A 21,508-nucleotide genomic window follows, 5' to 3' on the forward strand; every position below is an offset into this window, starting at 1 on the left:
CGCTCCGCAGGACTCTTCTTTGGACATGATCATCCCAAAGCGGCGCTTTCGCCGTGAGCCACCAGTTCTTGCTGCTCCATCGCGATGGCCCCATCGCGCAGCAGTGCACTGATGGAATGGCCCTGAGAGTGCACATCCAACCACCGCATCGCCTGGTTGCCCTGTTTCAGAAGCGTTCTGATCGGTTGCAGACGCTCCAACAGGCCAAGGCTCTCAGCCAGGGGTTCCATGCTTTCAAGCAGCTCCAAGATCCAGTCCCGGCAACGGATCGAGCGCCCGTCTTGCCAATGATTCAGGCGGGCCTCCAGGCTGGTCTGGGACGCGGCTGCATCGTTTTGATCGGCAAGTGTGGCCAGTTCTGCCAGCGATAGTTCACTGCTGCAGAGAGGATCCAGGCGTGTTTGTTGCTCAATCAGCGCCATCACGCGCAGTTCCAGGAAAACCGTGATCGCCATCAGATCGGCCGGGTCTGTCACGAGATCGCAGATCCGCAGCTCCAATCGATTCAGGGAGTAGGGACGTTCGGGTCCGTTCGGGCGCACGGAGGTCCAGAGATGGCGTTCGTTGCGCATCGCACCGCTGGCCAGTTGCTCCTCAACCCACTCGATGTAATGCCGATGGTTGATGAACAGTGGAACGTGCTCCGGGGTCAGCGGGAACTGCTGCCAACGTTGTGAGTGTTGCCCGCTGAGTTGTCCACCGATGAAGGGTGAGCTGGCGCTGAGGGACAGCAGCAGGGCGGCCTCGCAACGAATCAGCCGTACCGCTGCGAACAGCAGCTCCGGATCCGTCAGACCAAGATTGATGTGGACGCTGGCGGTCACGACCCGGGTTCCGTAGGTCGATTCGATCAGCGAGTGATATGGATTGGTCGGATCGGAGCGTTCGAAGCGCTCGCTGTCTCCGAGACTGAGTGTGCTTCCAGGAAGCAGGGTCAGGCCCTGGGGCGCCAGCCACTGCCGGAGCGTTCTGCGAGGTTGCAGCAGAGCTTCCTCGATGCGGTCATAGGACGCCTCGGGTTCGGTGATGTATTCCAGATTCCGCCGGTCTGGTTCTGTGACGAAGCCCGGCAGCTCTTGGGCAACCTGAGAAGCCACACCAACGTTTTCTCCGGAGGGTCTGCCGGTGAACAACTCCACCTCAAAGCCTTTGAGCAACAGGGCAGGGCTCATGAACCCGGAGGATTGAGACAGGCAAGTGCCGTGAGCATGCCGCGTGCCTTGTTGAGGGTCTCCTCGTATTCGGCAGCCGGGATTGAGTCTGCAACGATCCCAGCGCCGGCTTGCACTTTGACGTTGGTTCCTCCATCAGCTGCGGGCTGAACAACCATGGTGCGGATCGTGATGGCCGTATTCAACGCACCACAGAGATCCACAGATCCATACACGCCGGAATAGGGACCGCGGGCATCGGGCTCAAGGGCATTGATCAACTGCATTGCCCGAATCTTGGGCGCTCCGCTGACAGTGCCGGCGGGGAAAGCCGCTTTGAGGAGCTCCCAGACATTGTTCGTGGCGGTCAGTTGACCTTCCACCTCGCTCACGATGTGCATCACGTGGGAGTAGCGCTCGATGACCATGAGGTCACTGACTTTGACACTTCCCGGTCGGCAGACGCGGCCAAGGTCGTTACGGCCTAGATCCACAAGCATCACGTGCTCGGCCCGTTCTTTCGGGTCTGCGAGGAGATCGATTTCCAGTTCCCTGTCTTCAGAGGATGTGCGCCCACGGGGCCGGGTGCCGGCGATCGGTCGCAGGCTGGCGCGGACCCCTTCAGCGGCCGGTTCCGCATGCACCATGACTTCAGGACTGGAGCCGATCAGTTGCCAGTCTCCGAAATCGAAGAAGGCCATGTAGGGAGACGGATTCACCATCCTCAAGCTCCGGTAGAGCTCGAGGGGCTGCTGAGGAACGGTGGTTTCCAGCCTTTGACTGATCACGAGCTGGAACACATCCCCTGCAGCGATGTGATCGCGGGCGGTGCGAACGGACGATTCGAACTCTGCGCGACTTCGATTGCTCCTGACATTCCTGACCTCCGACGTGGCGGGTGTCCATGGCAATGCTGCGACGGAGGGCAGCGGCGCATTCATGCGACGACGCAGGTCATGGATTCGCCCAAGCGCGGCTGTCCAGGCCTCCTCTTCGCTCTCTGCCCGATCGATGTCGGCGTAGGCAACAGCGGTGATCAGCCGTTTCACCTGATCAAAAATCAGGACGGCATCCATGAGCATCCAAATGCCATCAGGAGGATCGTCTGCTGCTCTGGGATGAACTGGAACCGTTGACTCAATCCACTGGATCAGTTCATAGCCCCACATTCCGTAAAGCTGCCCCAGTGGGGGAAGTCCAGGCAAGTTGCCACAGCGATAGTCGCTGAGGCACTGCTGGAGGGCCTCCAGAGGGTTGCCCTGAAAGGTGTCCTGATCACCATTGCGCCACCGCCTGGTCAAGCAGTCGCCCCTCGCCGATGCGGTCCAGAGTGGATCGCAGGCCACAACGCTCCACCGGCCCAGGGTCTCCCCACCCTCCACCGATTCGAGGAGGACTCCGGGAGGATGATCCGCTCCCACCTTGATCCAGGTGGTGAGAGGAGTCTCCAGGTCTGCCGGCCAGCTTTCCGCCAGTGGAATCAGGTTGGCGCCAGCAGCAGCAGCCTCGCGAAAGGCACTGCGATCAGGATTGAACATGCGCGCATCCTGCCAGCTTCAGCAGTGTTCAAAAAACACTGAAGAGTCTGGGATTCAGCCGTCGTAGGTGTTGCGGCCGCTGAATTTGATGTTCGCTGGATTGACGTTCTGGCCGATACGACGGGGATTGTGCCCGACTATGGGGCGACCTTCGTTGACCTTCTCAGGGAAAACGCCGTCGGCAGGGTGCAGGAACTCGGTGTCTCCGCCAGGGAAAATCCGGTAGATCTTGTAGTTCTCGATCCGAGGCTTGAACTTGGTTCTCAGCTGTGTTCCCAGTGCCAGGCACTGCTCTTTGCGGGCGAAATACATGAGGTTGTCGCCCTCGTTCATCATCGCCGCGCCTCCCGTTGGGAGCTCGAAGGCCTGGGCGCTCGCACTGTTCCAGGTGATCGCGTACTTCTCTTCGGTCTCAGCGGAATTCAACAGGCCGCCAGTGCTGCCGATGTACTGAGGAAGTTGACCGTTCAACGCCGATGCTGTCATGGGCTGCAGGACTCCAGACGGGCCATTACGACTGGAAAGTAGCACTGCGACCGGGCCCTGATTCCCACTCTGATCACAACCGTCACACCCCTTCATCCAGTCTCGAACGCAACAGGGAAAAACACAGTGAGATTTCGGTCTTCCCGTTGCCGGTAGCGTCCGCCAAGGCTGGCCAGCAGCTGGCGGGTTGCCTGCTGGCTCAGCTGGAGGCTGCCGGTACTGGGGTCCCAGCTCAGGACGGCACCGACCTTGGCTGTCTGGGAGGGCTCCTGTCCCGTCAGCTCGGATGGACCCGTTTCCCGACTCGGTGGCTGCGCAAGGATCTCAAGCTTGAGGCGAGCGCCTGCGGCACCAAGCAGCAGCGTCAGGCCGCTGCCCGACGGGAGCCCGCGACTGGCCCGGTCAATCAAACCGCCGAGCATCGGCTCCAAACGCCTTGGATCACTGAGCACGAGCGGAAGCCCTGCTTCCAGATCGAGTTTGAGCTCGATTCCTCGCCGTTCCAGCTGGTTGGTCCAGGCTGGCTCGAGCGACTCGAGAATCTGAGCTAAATCGGTGCGGGCCAGATTCGAAGGCTGCGGTTGCCTCTGCAATTCAGCGGCATGAAAGATCAGGCCGAAGCGGTCGATCTGTTCGCTGCATTCCACATCGATCTGGCGGAGCCGTTTCATCACCACCGACGGCAAATCGCGCCGTCTGATCAGGGAGCGGATCAGGGTGCGGATGGTTGCTAGCGGTGTGCGGACTTCATGGCTGAGTGCCTCCAGCAGGCCCAGGTCGTCCTGCGGATCGGATTCGCGTTGCGCGGAGTTTGTGGGTGTTTGCAGCGTGATGCTGGGAGCCATCGTGGTGAGCCTCTCCGCCAGTTGTGGCCAGAACCGCTTTGGCAGCGTTTCATCGGTGTGGAGTGGTCCGAGCTGTCTCAGGTCGTCCTGAAGTTGTTCCGCCATGGCGGGGTCCAGCTCCTGCAGCTGACGTCCAATCAGAGCCAGGCTGTCCCCAAGCGTGGTGGGGTCACTGCTCATCAGCAGCTGACGCTTGCCCTCTGATCCCTGCAGTGCCAGAGCCAGTTGAAGCTGGGGCGTGATCAGGATCAGCAGTGGATCCCTGCAATCCTCAGGATGCAAAGCCAATCGTCTGTAGTTGCGTCCAGTTGGGTGACGCACCGCAGTTCCGGTCCCGGGCAGAGCTGCCGAGACGGGCAGGAGTTGCTCCAGCTCCTCCGGAGCCCAGACCCAGCCGTGCAGCGATCCCAGCAGCTGAGGTTCATAGAGGGCTGGCAGCGGAGCCGCCAACCAAAGTCCGTTCTGAACATCCTCTGGAATGAGCAGATCCTGTTGCAGGGTTTCCAGTGCTGCCCACCAGAGCCGTCGGACTGAGGCTTCGTCGCAGCGGCCGATCGGGCGGTCGGCTGCCAGGCGCTGACGCAGCTCCTCGAAATGGAGGCCTGTCCCGCTCAACGTCGTCCCGGGCTCAGCCCTCGGCTCTGACGCACGACGGACAGGCAGAGGCCAAGAGCAATGAAGTTGACCACCATCGCCGAACGTCCGTAGCTGAGAAAGGGGAGGGGAATTCCTGTGACCGGTCCCAGGCCGATGGTCATGAAGATGTTCACAACCACCTGAAACATGATCATCGTGCCGATCCCGATCACCACCAGTGCCTCGAAATCGGAGCGGGCATGACGAGCCACCTGCAGGAGTCGGGCCATGAGCAGTGTGAAACCCACCACCACAAGGATGCAGCCGATGAAGCCGGTCTCCTCCCCAAGTGCGCTGAAGATGAAATCCGTGTGTTGCTCAGGAATGAATCGCAGCTTGGTCAGCTGACCCTGCATCAGTCCGGTCCCGAACAATCCGCCTGAGCCGATCCCCACCGTGCTCTGAAGCAGGTGATAGCCGCCTCCGAGTGGATCCTTGGATGGATCAAGAAACAGCACCAAACGATCCCTTTGGTAGTCCTTCAGCCCGTGCATCCAGAGCCATGGGGTCACGAAGGCCATGCTTCCGTGGACCAGCACTGTGACCGTTGCGGCCAGGCGTTTCCAGGGAAGTGAGCGGTAGGCCAGAAGCGCCATCAACGGAATCCAGATGGCCATTCCCCAGGGAAGCAGCCCGGCGAACAACGCTGTCAGCAGTGGTGACAGCAGCAGCACAACCCATTCGATGGGCATCCCCGACCAGTACAGCATCGTGAGCATCAGAGCCCCGAACACCAGTGAAGTGCCGAGATCGGGCTGGATGAAAACCAGCAGCCATGGGATCGAAATCACCCCGAGGGGGCGCATCAGATCAACGGGTCGTTCGACTGGATGGCGCGAGAGAACAGCGGCCACAAGCAGGATTGCGGCGATTTTCGCGAATTCCGATGGCTGCACGTTCACCCCTCCGATGCTGATCCAGCGCTGGGCTCCGAGTGCGGTGGTGCCAATCACCTTCACCGCCACGAGGCTGATCAGCGTCAGTCCGTAAATGGGGATCAGAAGTGGTTTCAGACGGTTCAACGGCAGCCGCTCCAGCACCAGCGCGATCAGCACACCGGCACCGGCTGTGATCCAGTGGTGGTACCAGTCGGCGTAGTTGGCCTGGCGCTGGGTGCTGGCGATAAGCAGGCCCGCAACCGCCACCATGGCCAATGGGACGCCCCAGAGAACCCATTCCCGCCGTCGTCTCCGACCCTTGCGGCTGGAGTACATCAGGCCCTGATGTCCGCCTGTTGCAGCACTGCGTCTGCCAGCGCCCCGAAGGCAGACGCGCTGGCGGATTCGCTGCGGCTGAGAACAATCGGCCGGCCTGAATCCCCACCCTCCTGAACCGGCATTTCCATGGGGATCTGAGTCAGCAGAGGGACGTCGTATTCATCAGCCAGGCATTGGCCTCCGCCGCTGCCGAACAAGGCGTATCGCTTGTCAGGCTGATCAGGGGGGATGAAGGCGCTCATGTTCTCAACCACCCCCAGAACAGGGATGTCGAGCTGACGGAACATGGCCAGCCCGCGGCGGGCATCCTGAAGCGACACCTGTTGCGGTGTCGTCACGATCACAACGCCTGCCATGGGAACAGCCTGTGCCAGAGACAACTGGGCATCGCCTGTGCCAGGGGGAAGGTCAACCACCAGGACGTCTCGATCACCCCATTCGGCCTGATATAAGAACTGACGAATAATTCCATTGAGCATCGGGCCACGCCAGATCACCGGTTGGTGCTCATCGATCAGAAGGCCCATGGACACCATGGCCACCCCGCAGCTGCTGATCGGGATGATCCGTTGGTCATCACCGCTGCCGATGACCTCCGGCGTCTGATCAGCGACCCCCAGCATGGTTGGGGCGTTGGGGCCGTAAATGTCGGCGTCAAGAAGGCCCACCCGTTGGCCCTGTTGGGCCAACGCGCAGGCCAGATTGACGGCGACGGTGCTCTTGCCGACACCGCCCTTGCCGCTGCTGACAGCGATGACCCGCTGAACACCTGGGATGCTCTGTCGCTCGGACTGCTGTCCATGACCCGCCTGGCCGATGCCGCCTTGACTGGCAGGTTGTCCGAGTTCGATCTGGATGTCGCTGATGCCATCCAGAGAATTCAGCAGCTCTTTGGCTTCTGTGGCGATCCGCTCTCGCTGGCTCTGGGCAAACCCGGGAAGCGAAAGTCGGAATACCACTCTCGGCGGTGCAACACGGACATGCTCGATCCATCCCAGATCGATGGCGGAGCGGCCGCTGCCGGCATCCTTCACCTGTTCCAGGCAGCTCAGCGCCTGCTCCGCCGTAACCATCTCACGTGGTGTCGTGAGCTGGATCCTAGGGGTGGCGCCCATGACAGTCCCTGACGGGTCCTTGTCGGTGTCTCCCCCGACCTGTTTAGGTGCTCAGATCCCCACCAGTTGCCTCCCATGGTTCGCAGCCTGCTCCGACGCGTCTTCGGCCCTGCCGGGAAGCAGGCTGGCGGCGCGTCCAATCCTGCGCCGGAGCCGCCCCCCAAGGATTCACGAGAGCGCGCTCGCAGCATGGTGATGGGCCTGCAGGACGAGATCTGTTCGGGTCTCGAAGCCCTTGATGGGGAGGGCCGTTTCACTGAGGAGAGTTGGGAGCGACCAGAGGGTGGTGGCGGTCGCTCCCGGGTGATGCGTGATGGTCGGGTCTTTGAACAGGGAGGCGTGAACTTCTCCGAGGTGCAGGGCCAGGAGCTGCCTCCTTCGATTCTGAAACAACGCCCGGAAGCCAAGGGGCATCCATGGTTTGCAACCGGGACGTCCATGGTTCTGCATCCCCGCAGCCCTTATATCCCCACAGTCCACCTCAATTACCGCTATTTCGAAGCCGGTCCGGTGTGGTGGTTCGGAGGTGGAGCCGACCTGACCCCCTACTACCCCTTTCTCGAGGATGCTCGCCATTTCCATCGCACGCTTCAGGCTGCCTGCGATTCGGTGCATCCCGATCTCCACAAGGTGTTCAAGCCCTGGTGCGACGAGTACTTCTTCCTGAAGCACCGCGGCGAGACCCGTGGCGTCGGAGGCATCTTCTACGACTACCAGGACTCCAATGGGATCCTTTACAAGGGGCAGGATGGCGGCGGTCCGGCTGCTGCAACGTCGTCCGAGCTGGGTCCGTGCCCCCTCGGCTGGGAGCAGCTCTTCTCGCTCGGACAGGCCTGTGGCCGAGCGTTTCTGCCCTCATACAGCCCCATCGTCGAGAAGCGGCAGGCGCTCCCCTATGGCGAGCGGGAACGGAATTTTCAGCTGTATCGGCGCGGTCGCTATGTGGAATTCAATCTCGTTTGGGATCGGGGAACGATCTTCGGGCTCCAAACGAACGGTCGCACTGAGTCGATTCTGATGTCGCTGCCCCCTCTCGTGCGCTGGGAGTACGGCTATCAGGCCGAGCCTGGGTCAAGGGAGGCGCTGCTGACAGAGTTGTTCACCAAGCCGCAGGACTGGCTGGGAGATCATTCTCTTGAGGATCGTTGCCGACCTCATCACGCGGTGTACTGACGCGGTTCAACGACAGGAACTCCAGCTTCATGGAGTTGGGTTGGGCCCGATCAGCTGCGACCCACACCCCTGGCCAAGGCATCCACCACGCGGCTGGCCAGGCATTGGATAGTTTCCTCGCGTCTGCTTGGATCCCTAAGCCGGTTTTCCAGCTCCCCCTGGAGCATGCCGATTTCAAGGATGCCGATGCCGCGGCGAGGACCGCCAAGGCCACCGCGGAAATTGCTGGGGAAGCGGCCGAAGGCGATGGCCAGGCTTTCATCCACCACATTGAGCCTGCGGTTGATTGCCGGAATCAGGCCCGAGCCGAAGCCATAGGGGCTGTAGGCATCGAAGTGAATCTCCAGGATGTAATCACCACGTGCCGACCGCATCTTGGCCTGGGTCCAGTTGGTGGCTGGGTCCCTGTGATTGCGGATCGTGAGTGACGGAGGCGTGTAGCCGCTGATGTTCAGGCCCCGTTGCCGTCCCAGCTGCACAACCTTCTGTTGCACCTTGAAGTTCCAGTACAGCTCATCGCGCATGCGGCCATCCATCGGACGCTGCTTCAGCACATCAACGGCATACCCAGGGGTGCCGGACCCATCCATGTTCTGGGAATCGGCATGGCCTGCCATCACGACAATCGGAAGATCGGGGCTGACTGGCGCGACGCCCTTCCAGCGACCTGGTATCCGGGTCCGCGGCCCCATCAGGGGATCGGGGTTGGTGATGGCAGGACAACTGGCAACGACGGGCTCTTTGCGCTCTGGAGGATTCGGCAGCCAGTTGCGCGGAGTTTCTGCCGCTTTGGCAAGCACGAGCAGCGACAGGGTTGTCAGGGAGATCGTGAGGGAGATCCGACGACTTCGGATCCAACCGGGTAATGGCATCGATCAGATCGGTGATGAAAGCAGTGAGCCATCACTGGCGAGCTCAAGGGACTCCGAGAGTTCGAGCTCGATGGCGATCAGCTCGTCGCGATGAGCACGCAGACGCAGGTAGCTGCCCGTGGTGAGAGTGGTATCGACGTCTTCAAGAAGACGAAGTTCGAGGTCTTCGATGCGTGCAGCCCGTTTGTCGTAAACGAGTCCTGCGACTGGACCAAGGCCAATCAGGAGGAGTGGCCAGCCATGCCATTGGGGGTTCAGCTGCTGAAGCACCAGGCCAAAGCAGGCGCCTCCGATGGCTGCCAGAACGGACAGCAGAACCGCCAGCGGACGACTTGCCGCCACCTGGCCACGGAAGCGCAAGACCTGACGTTCTGCATCGCCTCCAATGCGGCTCCAGCCGCGCTTCTCAAGCCACTGAGTGAGCGTCTCAAGCACCTCGAGAGGAGGTTTCGGAGAGCTCACATCCACAACCGTGGTCCGGTCTTTGCTGGCCGCCCGCAGGAAAAACACCAGCCCGATGGCCAGCAGCACCGTCAGTAGAAGGGTGGATTGAAATCCTGCGGGCATCTCGCCGAGGCGGCGTTGGCAGGAACTTATTCCACCGTCGCCTCAGGAAGCGTTCAGCTGAGCACGAGGCGATGCGAGTCGAGCCAGCTGTGCCAGGGAGACATCAGCTTTTCTGCCTCATTGCGGGCTGTCGGCTGCAGGTGGAGCATCCGTCTTGGTCGCCCACGGCTGGGGCATCGCTGGGTGTATGTGGTGATGGATCCCTGTTGCTCAAGGAATTCCAGCGCTTGTTGCAGGACGGTCTCGGAGAGCCGCAGCTGGGGCTCTTCACGGGTCAGTTTCTGTAGAAGTCCGGAGGGATAGTTGTCATCCTTCAGGAGGCATTCGAGAACCCAGCAGACCGCAAGTTCCAGATCGAGGAACTGTGGTGGCGGCTGCTGGAAGTACTGCTCGATATCCGCAAGGCAGTTGCGCGAGGGCTTTCGTCTGGAGAACAAAGCGGCTGTGTCGCTTTTTCCATGAAAGTCGATCTCATTTTGAGATTCAAGAGGGAATTTTGATCTTCTTGGTCATTCCGGCGGGCACACTGGCCGCGATCCATCCGTTCGCGCTTCCCAATGGCTGAGCCGCTGCCCGCTGCCGCAGAGTTTGCCGTCTTCGATGGGGACCTGGATCCGCTCTGGACCGAGCGTTATCTGGGGGTGTCTGCCCTGGCGGTGGACACCGAGGCGATGGGCCTGATCCACGGCCGCGACCGGCTCTGCCTGGTGCAGATCGCCGATGAGCACGATCGGGTGGCCTGCATCCGCATCGCTCTGGGGCAATCCGAAGCTCCGAGGCTCAAAAGTCTCATGGAAGCCAAGGATGTGGAGAAGGTGTTCCATTACGCCCGTTTTGATGTGGCAGCCCTGGCCAGCGGGCTAGGTATCGCTGTCAATCCTCTGTTCTGCACCAAGGTCGGCAGCCGTTTGGCCAGGACATACACCCCGCGCCATGGTCTGAAGGATCTGGTGATGGAGCTTGTCGGCGTGGAGCTGGACAAAGGTGCTCAGAGCAGCGATTGGGGTCGGGTTGATCAGCTGTCAGAGACCCAGCTCGCCTACGCGGCCAACGACGTCCGCTACCTGCTCCCCGCACGCCAGAGGCTCGAGGAGATGCTGCGCAGAGAAGGGCGCTGGGACCTGGCTTGCCGCTGCTTCAGCTGCATTCCCGTTGTCGCTGAGCTGGATCGTCTGCGGTTTCACCAAACCTTCGAGCACTAGTTTCGAGTGCTGGACAAGCTTCTGGCCGGATTAGTCCTCAAGCTGGAAATTGCCGTCCCCTTCACTGTTACTGAGCAGCGTGTTGAGTCGTGCTCTGGCTGCATCGCCATCCCGTCTCGCCTCCTCCAGCAAGGTTGCGGCAAGGGTTCTCCTGCGCTCGTTGTCGCGGGTTCCTTCCCGCGCTGCCATCTGATCAACTTTGCGGCGAGCACTGGCCAGACTGATTCCCAGCTCACTGGCCAGCTGGGCGCAAAGTTTCACGTAAGCGTGATCTTGGATCGCAGCCATCAAAGGTCCCCGCAGAGTTGCTTGAGAACCAGCCTCGCAAGCCGTTGGCTTCCCCCTGGCGGGCCCATCCGTCGTTGCCCGATCCTGCCGAGTCGTTCAACCAGCTCATCGTCGCTGAGCAGGCGGTCAAGCTTGCGGGCGAGCTCGATGGTGTCTCCGCAGGGATAGACGGCTCCTCCGAGAAGACGACTCTGACGTCTGGCAAATCCTTTTTTGAACTGTGGGCCAGGGCCTGGCAGGGACACAGCTGGGATGCCCAATCCCACCAGCTGTTCCGTCGCCGTACCGGCTGTAGCCAGGCCGGCTTCCACCCAGCCCGCCCAGCGATCGAAGCAGCGGCGCCCGATCAGAACCAGCAGAGGCCCTTTGACCCAGCAGGCTACGGCTCCCAGCTCGTCTGATGGCGGCAGGCTGCGCCGGAAACCGTCTTGCTTCAACAGTTGTTCCAGGACCTCGAGAGGGGGCTGGGATCCCACGGCCACCAGCAGTGCCACAGGTGTTGGGGAGGTCTCCAGTTGATGGGTCGCTGCCAGAAGACGGCGGAAATTGCTGCTCGCTTCCGGCATCCGACTGCCGCAGAGCATCAGGATCCGTCGGCAACGCTTCAGCGCAGCTGGTGGCGATTCCCGACACAGGCCATCCATCATCGGGTTCCCTGGCGCGACCGCCGATACCCCATGACGCTGGAGTCCTCGAGCCGTGAGGCGGTCTCTCATGGCCACCAAACGGCAACGTCTGGAGGTCATCAAGGCCCACTCCCAGGGATCCCATTCGCTGCCTTTCAAGCGGTGATACACATCGCTGAGGGCATGACCTGGGCCGCTGCGCCAGGTGTAATCGCTCTTTGGAGTTCCGAGGAACCCGAAGCATGCTCCACTGCTGCGAGCCAGCAGAAGCGGTAACAGGTCACCAATGGCCAGCATCACTCTGTTCTGGCGAGCCAGTCGTCGGCACAGCCTCCACTGCCGCCAGCTCAGCAGTGGCAGTCCGGCTGAGAGGTCTGAAAGGAGCCCCTTGAAGCTCTGGTTGCTGAAGCCTCCACTGGGCAACGTCGCCGAAGGACCGATTTTCTGCAGCCAGCCGCCCTCGACAGCCGCGTCAAAGGCTCGCCCCTTCCCCACCAGGGGCATCACTTCCAGAGACAGCTGAGGACGCAGCCGGTGGACGGCCTCGAGCACTCTGAGGGCAATCAGATCCTCACCATGACCGTTGCAGAGCACCAGCAAGGTGGTCCTGATGTGGCTGATACGATCGCCTGATGGGGACTGAGGTTCCCGTTCGGCGGCATGGCCAAGTGGTAAGGCAGAGGATTGCAAATCCTTTATCCCCAGTTCGAATCTGGGTGCCGCCTTCGATCGCATCTCAAAGTCTGGCTTCTGCGCTCAGGGTCCAACCGCTGCGCGATTGACTTCGGCAAGCGATCAGCTCCTGTGAAATCTTGCATGTCCCGCGCATCGGCCAGGCCTTGGGGAGGTTGTCCGGCAGCCCCCGAGCATTGAACTGGGCTGTGGAACCACTGATCACCGTTGCGGCCCATGGCGTGCCTGAAGGTTTGCAGTTCCCTTTATCGCAGGCAAGCGCAAGTTCTCCAGTGGGGTGGCTGGCGATGAACGTCACCCTGCTAGTAGATCCTGGTTCTCCTCCGGGGCCGGAGAAACGGATTCGCAGCCCAGTTCTGCCCCGTTGGGTCAGCTGAACACGGGAACAGTTGTTGACGGTTCCATTGCGATCCATCGAGCAATGGCTGGCCGTGGTTTCAAAGTTGCCGAAGTTGGGTTCCTGGACAGGCCTAGGTGCCTGGGCCATTGCCGACCGCTTAGACAGGACCACCAGCTGCATCGTCAAGAACAACGAGACCTTGATCAATCGCAGCATCAGTAATCACTGTCCGCAACGCACATTCCCAAACATCGGATTCCATTGGTTGCCGTGCGCTTGCAGTGCTGACAAAGCACTTTGTCGCTGTTGGACGTCTCACCTGCTTCAGCGGACAGGCTTGCTGAGGCCTCAGCTGAGGCTTGGACTGGCCTGCCGGACATGGTGACTGCAGAAAGTGAGACGATCATGGCTCGTAGCAGTGTGTTCCGGTTGAGCGGGATCGGATTCGGCACCTGGGCCTGGGGGAATCAACTGGTCTGGGGGTACGACCCAGAGAGGGATGACGATCGTTTGTCCCACACCTTTCGTGAGGCTGTGACCGCTGGCCTGACGCTGGTGGACACAGCTGATTCCTATGGAACAGGGCGCCTCAACGGGCGGAGCGAGACCTTGCTAGGTCGCTTCATCGCGGCATTAGCGCCAGCTCAGCAGGCCGGGCTCGTTGTTGCAACAAAACTGGCACCGTTTCCCTGGAGGTTGGGCCGTCGCGGGTTCCATCGCGCCTTCCAGGCAAGTTCTTATCGCCTGCAAGGACATCTTCAGCGGGTGCAGTTGCACTGGAGCACGGCTCGTTATGCCCCCTGGCAGGAGTCCGCGCTGCTTGACGGCATGGCGGATCTGGTTCTTCAGGGCAAGGTGCAGGAACTGGGCGTGTCCAATGTCGGGCCGTCACGCCTGGCCTGGATGCACAACCGACTGGCGGATCGGGGTGTGGTTTTGCGCAGCTTGCAGCTCCAGTACTCCCTTCTGGCTCCTGATGATCAACGCCTGGATCGGCTGCTGCGCCTCTGTTCTGAGCTCAAGATTGAGGTGCTGGCCTACAGCCCCTTGGCGTTTGGGATGCTTGGGCAGCTGCCCGATGCCAGCCCGGCACCTTCAACCCCTCTTCGCCGAGGTTTGTTCCGTCGACTCCTGCCTGCAAGCCTTCCACTCCGACGTGTGATGGAGGAGATCGCCCTCAGCCATCGGGCCTCGATGGTGCAGGTGGCTTTGAACTGGTGCCGATCGCATGGAACAACACCGATCCCCGGTTTGCGCAGTCCGGAGCAGGCCCGTGATGTGGCCGCGGCGCTCAAATGGTCGTTGACCGACGAGGAGGTTCAAAGACTTGACCTGGAGCGACAACGTTGCGGGGAAAGGATGCCGTCCAATCCCTTTCAGAGTTCCTGAATGTCAGTTATGCCCCGGCGGCGTTGTCCTCAGGGTCTGGACTGACCACAACCGGGAGACTGGCTTTGTCCTGGCGGAGAGGAACAACCTTTTCCGGTTTTGGGGTCTCCTGGACTGGCTTTTGTCGCTGTTCGCAGGCTGTGAGCGCTTCCTGAAGCAATGAATCAAACGTTGTGCCCGGGAGGCGATGTCGTGCAACCTCGAGGAAGGTTCTGGGCAACGACTCACCTGCCGCTCGACGCAATGCAGGGTTGTTGCGACGTTGCTCCTGTTCGCCCTGGATGGCACGAATGAAACGACGCGTGACTTCAAGCTTGGTTGATGCCTTGATCAGGGTGTCGCGGTCCTGCGCCGGCTGATTGGGATCCTGCTCAAGTTCAGTGACCCTACGCTCCAGGCTCACCAGCACTTCTTCAGCTTCCTTGCCGATCTGAGCTAGTTGTCCATCGGAGAGGTAAGGCAAATCAGCCACGAACACCTTCCCGTGATCTCTCAGGGTCAGAAAGGTCGGTCGCGGGCCCTGTCTGTGGCCGAGGCCCCGATCGTGAGCTGTCGGTAACGGACGGCGGGGAGGCGTCGGACCTGCAGACGAACGACGGCGCGTGACTCGTTGAGATTTATCAAAAGGCATCGGAATTAACCTGATGTATCGACGCTGCTATCGGATTGGCATCCGATGTGCTTTGCGCACCTTAATTCATCTGCTGGGCTTGATGTTCGGCATGCAGCTTCTTGATCAACACTGACGCAATCAGGAGCAATCAGGACGGAATGCCGATGAGTCCTGGTTTGCAACGTTCTGGGCCGGCTGACACCTCGCCGATCGGCCAGCTCTGAACCCCGTTGTTGTCACAGATCGCCATCGCGTCATTCACTTGATGGTCCGAAAGCACGAGGCAGAAGCCGACGCCAAGGTTGAAGGTCTGCCACATGTCCTGCTCTGGAATCGCACCGTTCTCCTGCAGCCAGTTGAAGAGCGCCGGTCGCGGCCAGCTCGAGGGATCAATCACAGCCAAGGTGCCGTCCGGTAAACAGCGCGGCAGATTTTCGGGAAGCCCTCCTCCAGTGATGTGAGCCATGCCGTGGATGTCGATGTCGCCTTCCAAAAGGCTTCTCACAAGTGATGGGTAGAGACGGGTGGGGCAGAGCAGATCCTCAATGAGCCGCCGGCCCTCGGGTCCGTAAGTGGTGTCTGCTGTTACTTCAGCGCTGTTCAGCACACTCCTCACAAGGCTGAAGCCGTTGCTGTGAACCCCGTTACTGGCAATGCCGATGATGCGATCGCCAGGTTGAACGCGCTGAGAAACGATCAGATCCGACTCCTCCACAACGGCGACACAGAATCCCGCCAGGTCGTAGCGACCCGCCGGGTAAAAACCGGGCATCTCGGCTGTCTCTCCGCCCAGCAAGGCGCATCCGCTCTGGCGGCAGCCATCAGCGATGCCGTCCACAACCTCCGCCATGGCTGATGGCGTCAGCGCTCCTGTGGCCATGTAATCCAGGAAGAACAGGGGGGAGGCCCCTGATGTGATCACGTCGTTCACGCACATCGCGACCAGATCAAGGCCGACTCCACGATGTTGGTGATGGATCTGAGCCAGGTCGAGTTTGGTCCCGACCCCATCGGTTCCAGCAATCAGGAGTGGCTGGCGCATTCCGGATGGAAGCCGCATGATGCCTCCAAACCCTCCAAGGCCCCCCAACACCTCAGTTCGGCGGGTGGATTCCACGGAGCCACGGATCCGATCAACAAAGTCTCGTCCGGCTTGCACATCCACGCCGGCAGCTTTGTAATCCATGGATTGCGGTCTTCCTGCACTTGATCCTGCACCGTCATGCGTTGAATGACGGTGAGCCAACTGTCTCGCCAGGGAATCAATGGCGCTTTTGGCTGTCATCAGCTCGGCTGATCGTTCGGTTGTTCTCGTCGGACGACAGACGCCAGTGTTGTAGGGCTTTTGGAAGGGATTCAGTCCCTGTAGATGGCTGTTCTTGGATGGGTTGAGGCCAGCCCAGGTGTTGTCAATTTTCTTACTTTTTTGAAGCTGTTTGACACGAAAAGGTTCAGGTTTTTCGCGGTCATTTGACAGCGCTCAGATCTGAATCGTTGGTTTTGCGCAATCTGATCATCCTGTTCGGTCTCTGTGGGACCGTGTCTGCCAGCCCAGCTCTGTATCCGGTTGTCGCAGGCGACCTTGAGGCTCGCGATCAAACGAACCCACTGGCGGAGACGGAGCGCGTTCAGGCTGATGCTGAGACTCTTTCCGCTGAGTCTCAAAAGGAAGAGGCCTCAGGTGAGTCATCGGCCTCATCCACGGAAACAATCAATTCAGAAGCAACCAACTCAGAAGCGAGCAGTTCTGAAGCGGCCACTGCTCAACCGGCTGCTGATCAACCGGCCGCTGATCAACCGGCCAAGGACGCTAATTCTTTGAAAGCGACCCTGACTCCAGTTGAGTTGAACGAATCACCCGAGCTCGAGCCGGCTCCCCCAGCGCCGAAGGTCAAAACGGTGCCTGATGTGGTGAAGATCATCACGGGAGAGGCCAGCTGGTACGGCCCTGGCTTTTACGGCAACCGCACGGCCAGTGGTGAGATCTATCGCCCCGGAACGATGACGGCCGCCCACCGCACACTGCCCTTCGGGACAAAGGTTCGGGTGACCAATCTCTGGAATGGTCGCTCGGCGGTGATTCGGATCAATGATCGGGGGCCCTTCGTGGGACATCGCGTCATTGATCTCGGCCATGGGGCTGCCAGCAGCCTTGGTCTGACAGCATCCGGAATCGCTCAGGTGCGTCTCGAGGTGTTGCGCTGACCCCGGTTCTGCTGCAAACAGCAAAGGACCTCCACTCCTGGTTGGCCGAAGGCCATGCCCCTCTTTCCTTGGTTCCCACGATGGGAGGCCTCCATGAGGGTCATGTCCGTTTGATGAGGCTGGCCACATCAAACTCCGACGGTTCGACTGTCGTCAGCCTGTTCGTCAACCCGCTCCAATTTGGTCCTTCGGAGGATTACGACCGCTACCCGCGCTGCTTGCAGGAGGATCTCGCCCTTGCAGCATCCGCCGGCGTGGACGCTGTATGGGCGCCGGACATCAGCGAGGTCTTCCCTGGTGGCCCCGAACACTGTTTTCGTCTTCAGGTCCCAGCTTTTCTTCAATCCCATCTCTGTGGACGGATGCGCCCGGGGCATTTCGATGGTGTTGCCACTGTTGTGGCTCGCCTCCTGGCCTTGGTGCAGCCTGATCGCCTGATCCTTGGAGAAAAAGACTGGCAGCAACTGACCATTCTCCGGCGTTTGGTGGCGGATCTGAATCTCCCGATCACGTTGTTGGGAGTGCCAACGGTGCGCGAGGCCGACGGCCTCGCGATGAGTTCACGCAATCAATACCTCTCTCCGGAGGACCGCGAACGGGCTGTGGCGTTGCCCCGAGTGCTTCAAGCGGTCCGTTTTGAAGACGATGTGACCGATGTGCGGCAGGCTCTCATCACCGCTGGGCTCGAGGTCGAGTATGTAGAAAGGGTTGCTCCTGCAAGCCTGCAGCCCTGCGGTCAGGAGACGGCGATTTCGCTGCTTGCAGCCGCAGTTCGCTGCGGAAGCACCCGTTTGATCGATCACGTGTTTCTGATGAGTCGAGCTCCTCTTGTCGCCATTGACGGACCTGCAGGGGCCGGCAAGAGCACGGTGACCCGTGCCTTCGCCGAGCGTCTCGGGCTGACCTATCTCGACACCGGGGCGATGTATCGCTCGGTGACCTGGTTGGTTCAACAACGCAAGCTCGATCCTGCTGATGCCGTTGCGATCGAGTCCCTGCTGATCGATTTCAAGCTTGATCTCCGTTCTCTGCCAGGAGGAGGCCAGCAGGTGCTGGTGAATGGGGAGGATGTCAGCAGTGCGATCCGATCACCGGAGGTAACAGCTTCTGTGTCGGCTGTGGCCGCCCATCGTTGCGTCCGCCAGGCGCTTACGGCTCAGCAGAAGGCCATGGGTGCCAAGGGTGGGTTGGTGGCTGAGGGCCGGGATATCGGCACCGCCGTGTTCCCCGATGCAGACCTCAAAGTGTTTCTCACCGCCACGGTCAGTGAGCGGGCACGCCGGCGGGCTTTGGATCTGGAGCAACGTGGATTCGAGCCCCCGAACCGCCAGGAACTCGAAACTCAGATCGCCGAGCGCGACCGGATGGACAGCAGTCGTGAGGAGGCTCCGCTGGTACAGGCGTCAGACGCTCTGGAACTGGTGACTGACGGCATGACGATCGATGCGGTGATCGACGAGCTGGTGGGACTGTTTCGTGCCCGGGTGGCTGAAGAGGCTTGGCCTACGCCGGAGGGCTGAGATCGTCGAGCAAGTTGGAGCAGGCATTCTCCAGCAGATCTAGGACGTGCTCAAAACCTTCTTCACCGCCGTAATAGGGGTCAGGGACTTCGGTTTCACTGAACTGACTCGTATAGCTCAGTATTGGCTTGATCTTGGCTGTGGCCCGGCGGCCCGCTTCGCTGGCAAGGCTCGTCACGGCCGCCAGGTTGGCATCGTCCATCGTGAGGATCAGATCAAATTCACTGAGATCGTCGAGGCTGATCTGTCGTGCGCAGCTGGGGAGCTGAATCCCTCGACGGTTCGCGGCAGCCTGCATGCGCCGATCAGCTGGATTGCCGACATGCCAGCCCCCTGTGCCGGCTGAATCCACCACGAAATGCTCGTTGAGCTCTCTCTCAACGAGCTGATGTAGAAAAACACCTTCGGCAGCCGGTGAGCGGCAGATGTTGCCGAGGCAGACGAACAAAATCTTCATGGCGCTTTGGGCTTTTGTTCTTGAATGGTATGGACAGATGTTGTTTTCGAAAGAGCTAATCCAATCCGTTCTTTGACTAAAAAGTCGTTCTCTGTTTCATAGGCATCAGCTAAGGACATTCGCGCATCATGATTTGCGATCTGTTCCAAAGCTGTAGTAGCGCTGTATCGCAATCCCCAATCTTCAGGATGAACAATCGTCCAGGTCAATTTGTTGACGATTTGACTGCGGATGGAAAGATCAATCATTTCAGATCCGATGCGCCCAAGCCCGCAAGCGGCAACCCTGCGGATGTTGCCTTGGCAGTGGTTGGCGATTTCAAGCCCAATGGCTTCCATCAGCACAGACGAAAACTCAGGACATCCTGTTGATGTCATGGTTTTGATCAGGCCCATAATCACGTCCTGGTCAGTTTCCTTTTGGTGGAGCGAAAGAATCATGGCAGGATCCTGACGGGACAAAGCACTCAAGAGATGAATTCCATACTCTCGATCAAAGGATGTACGACTTTTTAAAAGCCCAATAGCTTCGGCAATGATGTCTTGTACTGATTGTTTCTCATTTGAAACATCTGGTGGGTGAGGTGAAATTTGATGTTTCTGATTCAATAAATTTCCATTCGTTGTTTCTGCCACCAGTTGATCCATTGTCGCCATCCATTTGATTACTTGACTTGATAAAGGCTTTGCACTTGTTTGCCTGTTTTCAATGTTTGATGTGATTGATCGGCTCAAGATTTCTTTGAGTACATGCAACTTGATGTTGTTTGGAATATTGGCATTTTGAATGGACGAACCTTCTTCGAGTGTGGCTACCCGAGCCAAGTCAAAAGCTGCTGATTGTCGAGCGAATGGGTTGTCATGGCTTAGTAAGGAAAAGATCTGCGCTAGGTGAGCTTTGTCGTTCGTGCAGGCGTAGAAATAGGCGCTCGCAGCACCTTTTATTCGGGCAGAGTCGTCAAGAAGGTAAGGTCTTATTTTGTCTTTAATGCTCCATGCCTTGAAAAGAGTGAAGGCTTCAATCAAGGATTCAATGGGTTTTCCTTGCACTTCGGAATTGAAGTAACTGATAAGGGGGGCGATACATTCTTTTGATCCAAGGTTAATGAGAGAGCGAATACTCGCTTCGTGTAATTGGATGTCGTCGCTTTCTGTCAATGTCTTGACAAGTTCTTCGACGCAGATTTTGTTTTTAATCAGCCCTAATGATCGTGCTGCTTGACGCCTAAGGGGGAAGCCGCCGGTTGATGTTTCATCACGTCGATCGTGGAGGCAGCGAATCAGTGCGGGAACAGAATTCTGTACGCGATGTTTCCCTAGCCACCAGGCCGCGTGGTAGCGAATTCCAGGATCGTTGCTCTCAAGTGCAGCAAGTGCTGATTGCTCGGAGTTGATCAAGCTCAAAAGACTGGGTCGCAAACTCGACTCTTGCCATTATCTTAGATGGCACGATTTGGTTGCCGGAGCTGATCTGTTAAGACAGACGTCAATCCTTGTTGCTTACGCTGCAGCTCTCTCAGTGCGTGGGAACATGAGATCGCATTTGAAAGTGGTGACGTTTTTGAGGTCTTCGCAATCGCGTTGATCTCTCGAGGCAGATCAGTGGAAGCTCAAGAGCGGTCACATTTACTTGCCTCCACGAATTGATCCATTGCCTTTTTCAACCTGAATTCATGTCAAGCACGCAATCTCGGGCTCTTGATTTCGTCGCAGAAGCGGGAGGTCAGGTTTCACGCTCCTATCAGAGTCGCTTTTCAAAAACGAACAAGCCGGCTTTGACAGTTGCTGAATTCAAGCTGAAAAGCTGCAGCAACATGTCTATCGGCCTCGGTCCCAGAATTCACGAGGAATGCCCTTTTGGCAGTGTCTTTGGCGAATTGACGTCATTGGACACGTCCTCATTGGATGCCGTGATCACTGCTGCTTACAAGCAGGTTTTCGGCAATGTGCCACCAACACTGAATGAGCGCTGCACGGAGTTGGAAGCGTGCCTTCGTCAAGGTGACATCAATGTGAGGGGGTTTGTTGCAGGCCTTGCTAAGTCTGAATTTTATAAAAAGAATTTCTTTCATCAGGTTTCACCCCAGCGTGGAATTGAGTTGAATTACAAGCACCTTTTCGGTCGTCCTCCTGTAGATCAGGCGGAGATGTCGAAGAGTATTGCTCTACTTGCAGATCAAGGTTTTGATGCACTGATCGATCACCTCACCGGTTCAGCAGAATACGCTGAGGTTTTTGGGGACAACACGGTTCCTTATGTTCGAGCTTTTAAATCAGCGGCAGGAGCTTATACCTCGACCTTCCCATCGATGGTTGAGCTGCACCATCCATCGGCTTCAAGTGATCGGTCGCTTGGAAATAGAAGTTTGATCATGGGAAGGGTCGCTTCCCTGGGTCGTATCAAGACATCGACCAACCCAAATTATGTCTATACGAAGGCAATGGCTCCACAAATTAGCCCGAACTTCTTTGACAAGTATGCCAAAGCAAGCGTTCCTGTGAGTTATAACAATTTTAGTTATGCGAAAGTGGCTCGTGCATGAGTCAGTTGCTTATCAGGTGATATAAAGCCGGTC

The 21,508-nt window shown here is 58.9% G+C and carries 22 protein-coding genes and 1 tRNA gene; 7 read left to right on the top strand and 16 right to left on the bottom strand.

Going from position 1 to position 21,508, the window contains the following annotated elements; genetic code table 11:
- Positions 1–29: 29 nt before the first annotated feature.
- The 6 genes from gshA to SYN9616_RS0114040 form a co-directional block, all read right to left on the bottom strand.
- Positions 30–1,172 carry a glutamate--cysteine ligase gene (gene gshA, locus SYN9616_RS0114015; protein WP_028953658.1) on the bottom strand — a complete coding sequence of 381 codons (1,143 nt, stop codon included), beginning with the start codon at positions 1,170–1,172 and terminating at the stop codon, positions 30–32.
- Positions 1,169–2,689 carry an anthranilate synthase component I family protein gene (locus SYN9616_RS0114020; RefSeq protein ID WP_028953659.1) on the bottom strand — a complete coding sequence of 507 codons (1,521 nt, stop codon included), beginning with the start codon at positions 2,687–2,689 and terminating at the stop codon, positions 1,169–1,171. The genes gshA and SYN9616_RS0114020 overlap by 4 nt, the downstream gene beginning before the upstream one ends.
- Positions 2,690–2,743: 54 nt before the next feature.
- Complete coding sequence (locus SYN9616_RS0114025) at positions 2,744–3,175, bottom strand: photosystem I reaction center subunit II PsaD (protein WP_028953660.1); 432 nt, start codon at positions 3,173–3,175, stop codon at positions 2,744–2,746.
- A 92-nt stretch (positions 3,176–3,267) separates the two neighbouring features.
- Positions 3,268–4,635, bottom strand: coding sequence for a sensor histidine kinase KdpD (locus tag SYN9616_RS0114030; RefSeq protein ID WP_028953661.1), 1,368 nt, complete (start codon positions 4,633–4,635; stop codon positions 3,268–3,270).
- A complete protein-coding gene (rodA, locus tag SYN9616_RS0114035; protein ID WP_028953662.1) occupies positions 4,632–5,870 on the bottom strand; it encodes a rod shape-determining protein RodA in 1,239 nt (412 codons plus the stop codon). The genes SYN9616_RS0114030 and rodA overlap by 4 nt, the downstream gene beginning before the upstream one ends.
- The gene (locus SYN9616_RS0114040) at positions 5,870–6,946 is read right to left on the bottom strand and encodes an Mrp/NBP35 family ATP-binding protein (protein ID WP_028953663.1); all 1,077 of its coding nucleotides are present in this window, start codon (positions 6,944–6,946) and stop codon (positions 5,870–5,872) included. Before SYN9616_RS0114040 ends, rodA begins: the two co-directional genes overlap by 1 nt.
- A 117-nt stretch (positions 6,947–7,063) precedes the next feature.
- Between SYN9616_RS0114040 and hemF the strand changes: the two genes are divergently transcribed.
- Entirely contained in the window at positions 7,064–8,161 is a 1,098-nt protein-coding gene (hemF, locus tag SYN9616_RS0114045) for an oxygen-dependent coproporphyrinogen oxidase (protein ID WP_028953664.1), read from the top strand.
- Positions 8,162–8,211: 50 nt separating this feature from the next.
- Here hemF and SYN9616_RS0114050 read toward each other — a convergent pair whose 3' ends face one another.
- The 3 genes from SYN9616_RS0114050 to SYN9616_RS0114060 are packed head-to-tail and all read right to left on the bottom strand — an operon-like array spanning position 8,212 to position 10,037.
- Complete coding sequence (locus SYN9616_RS0114050; protein WP_028953665.1) at positions 8,212–9,033, bottom strand: hypothetical protein; 822 nt, start codon at positions 9,031–9,033, stop codon at positions 8,212–8,214.
- A gap of 3 nt (positions 9,034–9,036) precedes the next feature.
- Positions 9,037–9,600 (bottom strand): cofactor assembly of complex C subunit B, encoded by a 564-nt coding sequence (locus tag SYN9616_RS0114055; protein WP_028953666.1) that lies wholly within the window; start codon positions 9,598–9,600, stop codon positions 9,037–9,039.
- Between the two features lie 53 nt (positions 9,601–9,653).
- A complete protein-coding gene (locus SYN9616_RS0114060; RefSeq protein WP_028953667.1) occupies positions 9,654–10,037 on the bottom strand; it encodes a helix-turn-helix transcriptional regulator in 384 nt (127 codons plus the stop codon).
- Positions 10,038–10,157: 120 nt separating this feature from the next.
- Between SYN9616_RS0114060 and SYN9616_RS0114065 the strand changes: the two genes are divergently transcribed.
- Positions 10,158–10,802, top strand: coding sequence for a ribonuclease D (locus SYN9616_RS0114065; protein ID WP_028953668.1), 645 nt, complete (start codon positions 10,158–10,160; stop codon positions 10,800–10,802).
- A 30-nt stretch (positions 10,803–10,832) separates the two neighbouring features.
- Here the strand turns inward: SYN9616_RS0114065 and SYN9616_RS0114070 are convergent, their stop codons facing one another.
- Both SYN9616_RS0114070 and SYN9616_RS0114075 read right to left on the bottom strand, forming a co-directional pair.
- Complete coding sequence (locus SYN9616_RS0114070; protein ID WP_028953669.1) at positions 10,833–11,090, bottom strand: hypothetical protein; 258 nt, start codon at positions 11,088–11,090, stop codon at positions 10,833–10,835.
- Entirely contained in the window at positions 11,090–12,316 is a 1,227-nt protein-coding gene (locus SYN9616_RS0114075) for a lipid-A-disaccharide synthase-related protein (protein WP_028953670.1), read from the bottom strand. The genes SYN9616_RS0114070 and SYN9616_RS0114075 overlap by 1 nt, the downstream gene beginning before the upstream one ends.
- A 54-nt stretch (positions 12,317–12,370) precedes the next feature.
- Between SYN9616_RS0114075 and SYN9616_RS0114080 the strand changes: the two genes are divergently transcribed.
- Positions 12,371–12,441, top strand: a tRNA-Cys gene (locus tag SYN9616_RS0114080).
- A gap of 11 nt (positions 12,442–12,452) precedes the next feature.
- Here SYN9616_RS0114080 and SYN9616_RS0114085 read toward each other — a convergent pair.
- Positions 12,453–12,896 carry a hypothetical protein gene (locus tag SYN9616_RS0114085; RefSeq protein ID WP_156918836.1) on the bottom strand — a complete coding sequence of 148 codons (444 nt, stop codon included), beginning with the start codon at positions 12,894–12,896 and terminating at the stop codon, positions 12,453–12,455.
- 258 nt (positions 12,897–13,154) lie between these two features.
- On the opposite strand from SYN9616_RS0114085, the gene SYN9616_RS0114095 reads away from it, so the two are divergent.
- Positions 13,155–14,138, top strand: a complete 984-nt coding sequence (locus SYN9616_RS0114095; protein ID WP_028953672.1) for an aldo/keto reductase — start codon at positions 13,155–13,157, stop codon at positions 14,136–14,138.
- Between the two features lie 7 nt (positions 14,139–14,145).
- Here SYN9616_RS0114095 and SYN9616_RS0114100 read toward each other — a convergent pair whose 3' ends face one another.
- Both SYN9616_RS0114100 and purM read right to left on the bottom strand, forming a co-directional pair.
- Positions 14,146–14,769 (bottom strand): hypothetical protein, encoded by a 624-nt coding sequence (locus SYN9616_RS0114100; RefSeq protein ID WP_028953673.1) that lies wholly within the window; start codon positions 14,767–14,769, stop codon positions 14,146–14,148.
- A 130-nt stretch (positions 14,770–14,899) separates the two neighbouring features.
- On the bottom strand, positions 14,900–15,937 hold the full coding sequence (gene purM, locus SYN9616_RS0114110; RefSeq protein ID WP_028953674.1) for a phosphoribosylformylglycinamidine cyclo-ligase: 1,038 nt from the start codon (positions 15,935–15,937) through the stop codon (positions 14,900–14,902).
- Between the two features lie 314 nt (positions 15,938–16,251).
- On the opposite strand from purM, the gene SYN9616_RS0114115 reads away from it, so the two are divergent.
- A complete protein-coding gene (locus SYN9616_RS0114115) occupies positions 16,252–16,956 on the top strand; it encodes a septal ring lytic transglycosylase RlpA family protein (protein ID WP_028953675.1) in 705 nt (234 codons plus the stop codon).
- A gap of 11 nt (positions 16,957–16,967) precedes the next feature.
- Positions 16,968–18,476 (top strand): bifunctional pantoate--beta-alanine ligase/(d)CMP kinase, encoded by a 1,509-nt coding sequence (locus SYN9616_RS0114120; RefSeq protein WP_156918839.1) that lies wholly within the window; start codon positions 16,968–16,970, stop codon positions 18,474–18,476.
- Here SYN9616_RS0114120 and SYN9616_RS0114125 read toward each other — a convergent pair.
- On the bottom strand, positions 18,460–18,933 hold the full coding sequence (locus SYN9616_RS0114125) for a low molecular weight protein-tyrosine-phosphatase (protein WP_028953677.1): 474 nt from the start codon (positions 18,931–18,933) through the stop codon (positions 18,460–18,462). The genes SYN9616_RS0114120 and SYN9616_RS0114125 overlap by 17 nt on opposite strands.
- Complete coding sequence (locus SYN9616_RS0114130) at positions 18,930–20,330, bottom strand: HEAT repeat domain-containing protein (RefSeq protein ID WP_051411053.1); 1,401 nt, start codon at positions 20,328–20,330, stop codon at positions 18,930–18,932. Before SYN9616_RS0114130 ends, SYN9616_RS0114125 begins: the two co-directional genes overlap by 4 nt.
- Positions 20,331–20,605: 275 nt before the next feature.
- On the opposite strand from SYN9616_RS0114130, the gene SYN9616_RS15915 reads away from it, so the two are divergent.
- On the top strand, positions 20,606–21,475 hold the full coding sequence (locus SYN9616_RS15915) for a phycobilisome rod-core linker polypeptide (protein ID WP_051411054.1): 870 nt from the start codon (positions 20,606–20,608) through the stop codon (positions 21,473–21,475).
- The last annotated feature ends 33 nt before the right edge of the window (positions 21,476–21,508 follow it).

This window comes from Synechococcus sp. CC9616, from assembly GCF_000515235.1.
In the GTDB taxonomy this organism is placed as follows: domain Bacteria; phylum Cyanobacteriota; class Cyanobacteriia; order PCC-6307; family Cyanobiaceae; genus Parasynechococcus.

What these genes read in the sequence shown, in the direction of transcription:
- SYN9616_RS0114125 (WP_028953677.1), bottom strand. Translation starts at nt 18,933, where the DNA reads ATGAAGATTTTGTTCGTCTGCCTCGGCAACATCTGCCGCTCACCGGCT.
- SYN9616_RS0114065 (WP_028953668.1), top strand. Translation starts at nt 10,158, where the DNA reads ATGGCTGAGCCGCTGCCCGCTGCCGCAGAGTTTGCCGTCTTCGATGGG.
- SYN9616_RS0114055 (WP_028953666.1), bottom strand. Translation starts at nt 9,600, where the DNA reads ATGCCCGCAGGATTTCAATCCACCCTTCTACTGACGGTGCTGCTGGCC.
- rodA (WP_028953662.1), bottom strand. Translation starts at nt 5,870, where the DNA reads ATGTACTCCAGCCGCAAGGGTCGGAGACGACGGCGGGAATGGGTTCTC.
- SYN9616_RS0114100 (WP_028953673.1), bottom strand. Translation starts at nt 14,769, where the DNA reads ATGCCTTTTGATAAATCTCAACGAGTCACGCGCCGTCGTTCGTCTGCA.
- SYN9616_RS0114020 (WP_028953659.1), bottom strand. Translation starts at nt 2,689, where the DNA reads ATGTTCAATCCTGATCGCAGTGCCTTTCGCGAGGCTGCTGCTGCTGGC.
- SYN9616_RS0114070 (WP_028953669.1), bottom strand. Translation starts at nt 11,090, where the DNA reads ATGGCTGCGATCCAAGATCACGCTTACGTGAAACTTTGCGCCCAGCTG.
- gshA (WP_028953658.1), bottom strand. Translation starts at nt 1,172, where the DNA reads ATGAGCCCTGCCCTGTTGCTCAAAGGCTTTGAGGTGGAGTTGTTCACC.
- SYN9616_RS0114050 (WP_028953665.1), bottom strand. Translation starts at nt 9,033, where the DNA reads ATGCCATTACCCGGTTGGATCCGAAGTCGTCGGATCTCCCTCACGATC.
- SYN9616_RS15915 (WP_051411054.1), top strand. Translation starts at nt 20,606, where the DNA reads ATGTCAAGCACGCAATCTCGGGCTCTTGATTTCGTCGCAGAAGCGGGA.
- SYN9616_RS0114085 (WP_156918836.1), bottom strand. Translation starts at nt 12,896, where the DNA reads ATGGCCCAGGCACCTAGGCCTGTCCAGGAACCCAACTTCGGCAACTTT.
- SYN9616_RS0114095 (WP_028953672.1), top strand. Translation starts at nt 13,155, where the DNA reads ATGGCTCGTAGCAGTGTGTTCCGGTTGAGCGGGATCGGATTCGGCACC.
- purM (WP_028953674.1), bottom strand. Translation starts at nt 15,937, where the DNA reads ATGGATTACAAAGCTGCCGGCGTGGATGTGCAAGCCGGACGAGACTTT.
- SYN9616_RS0114025 (WP_028953660.1), bottom strand. Translation starts at nt 3,175, where the DNA reads ATGACAGCATCGGCGTTGAACGGTCAACTTCCTCAGTACATCGGCAGC.
- SYN9616_RS0114040 (WP_028953663.1), bottom strand. Translation starts at nt 6,946, where the DNA reads ATGGTTACGGCGGAGCAGGCGCTGAGCTGCCTGGAACAGGTGAAGGAT.
- hemF (WP_028953664.1), top strand. Translation starts at nt 7,064, where the DNA reads ATGGTTCGCAGCCTGCTCCGACGCGTCTTCGGCCCTGCCGGGAAGCAG.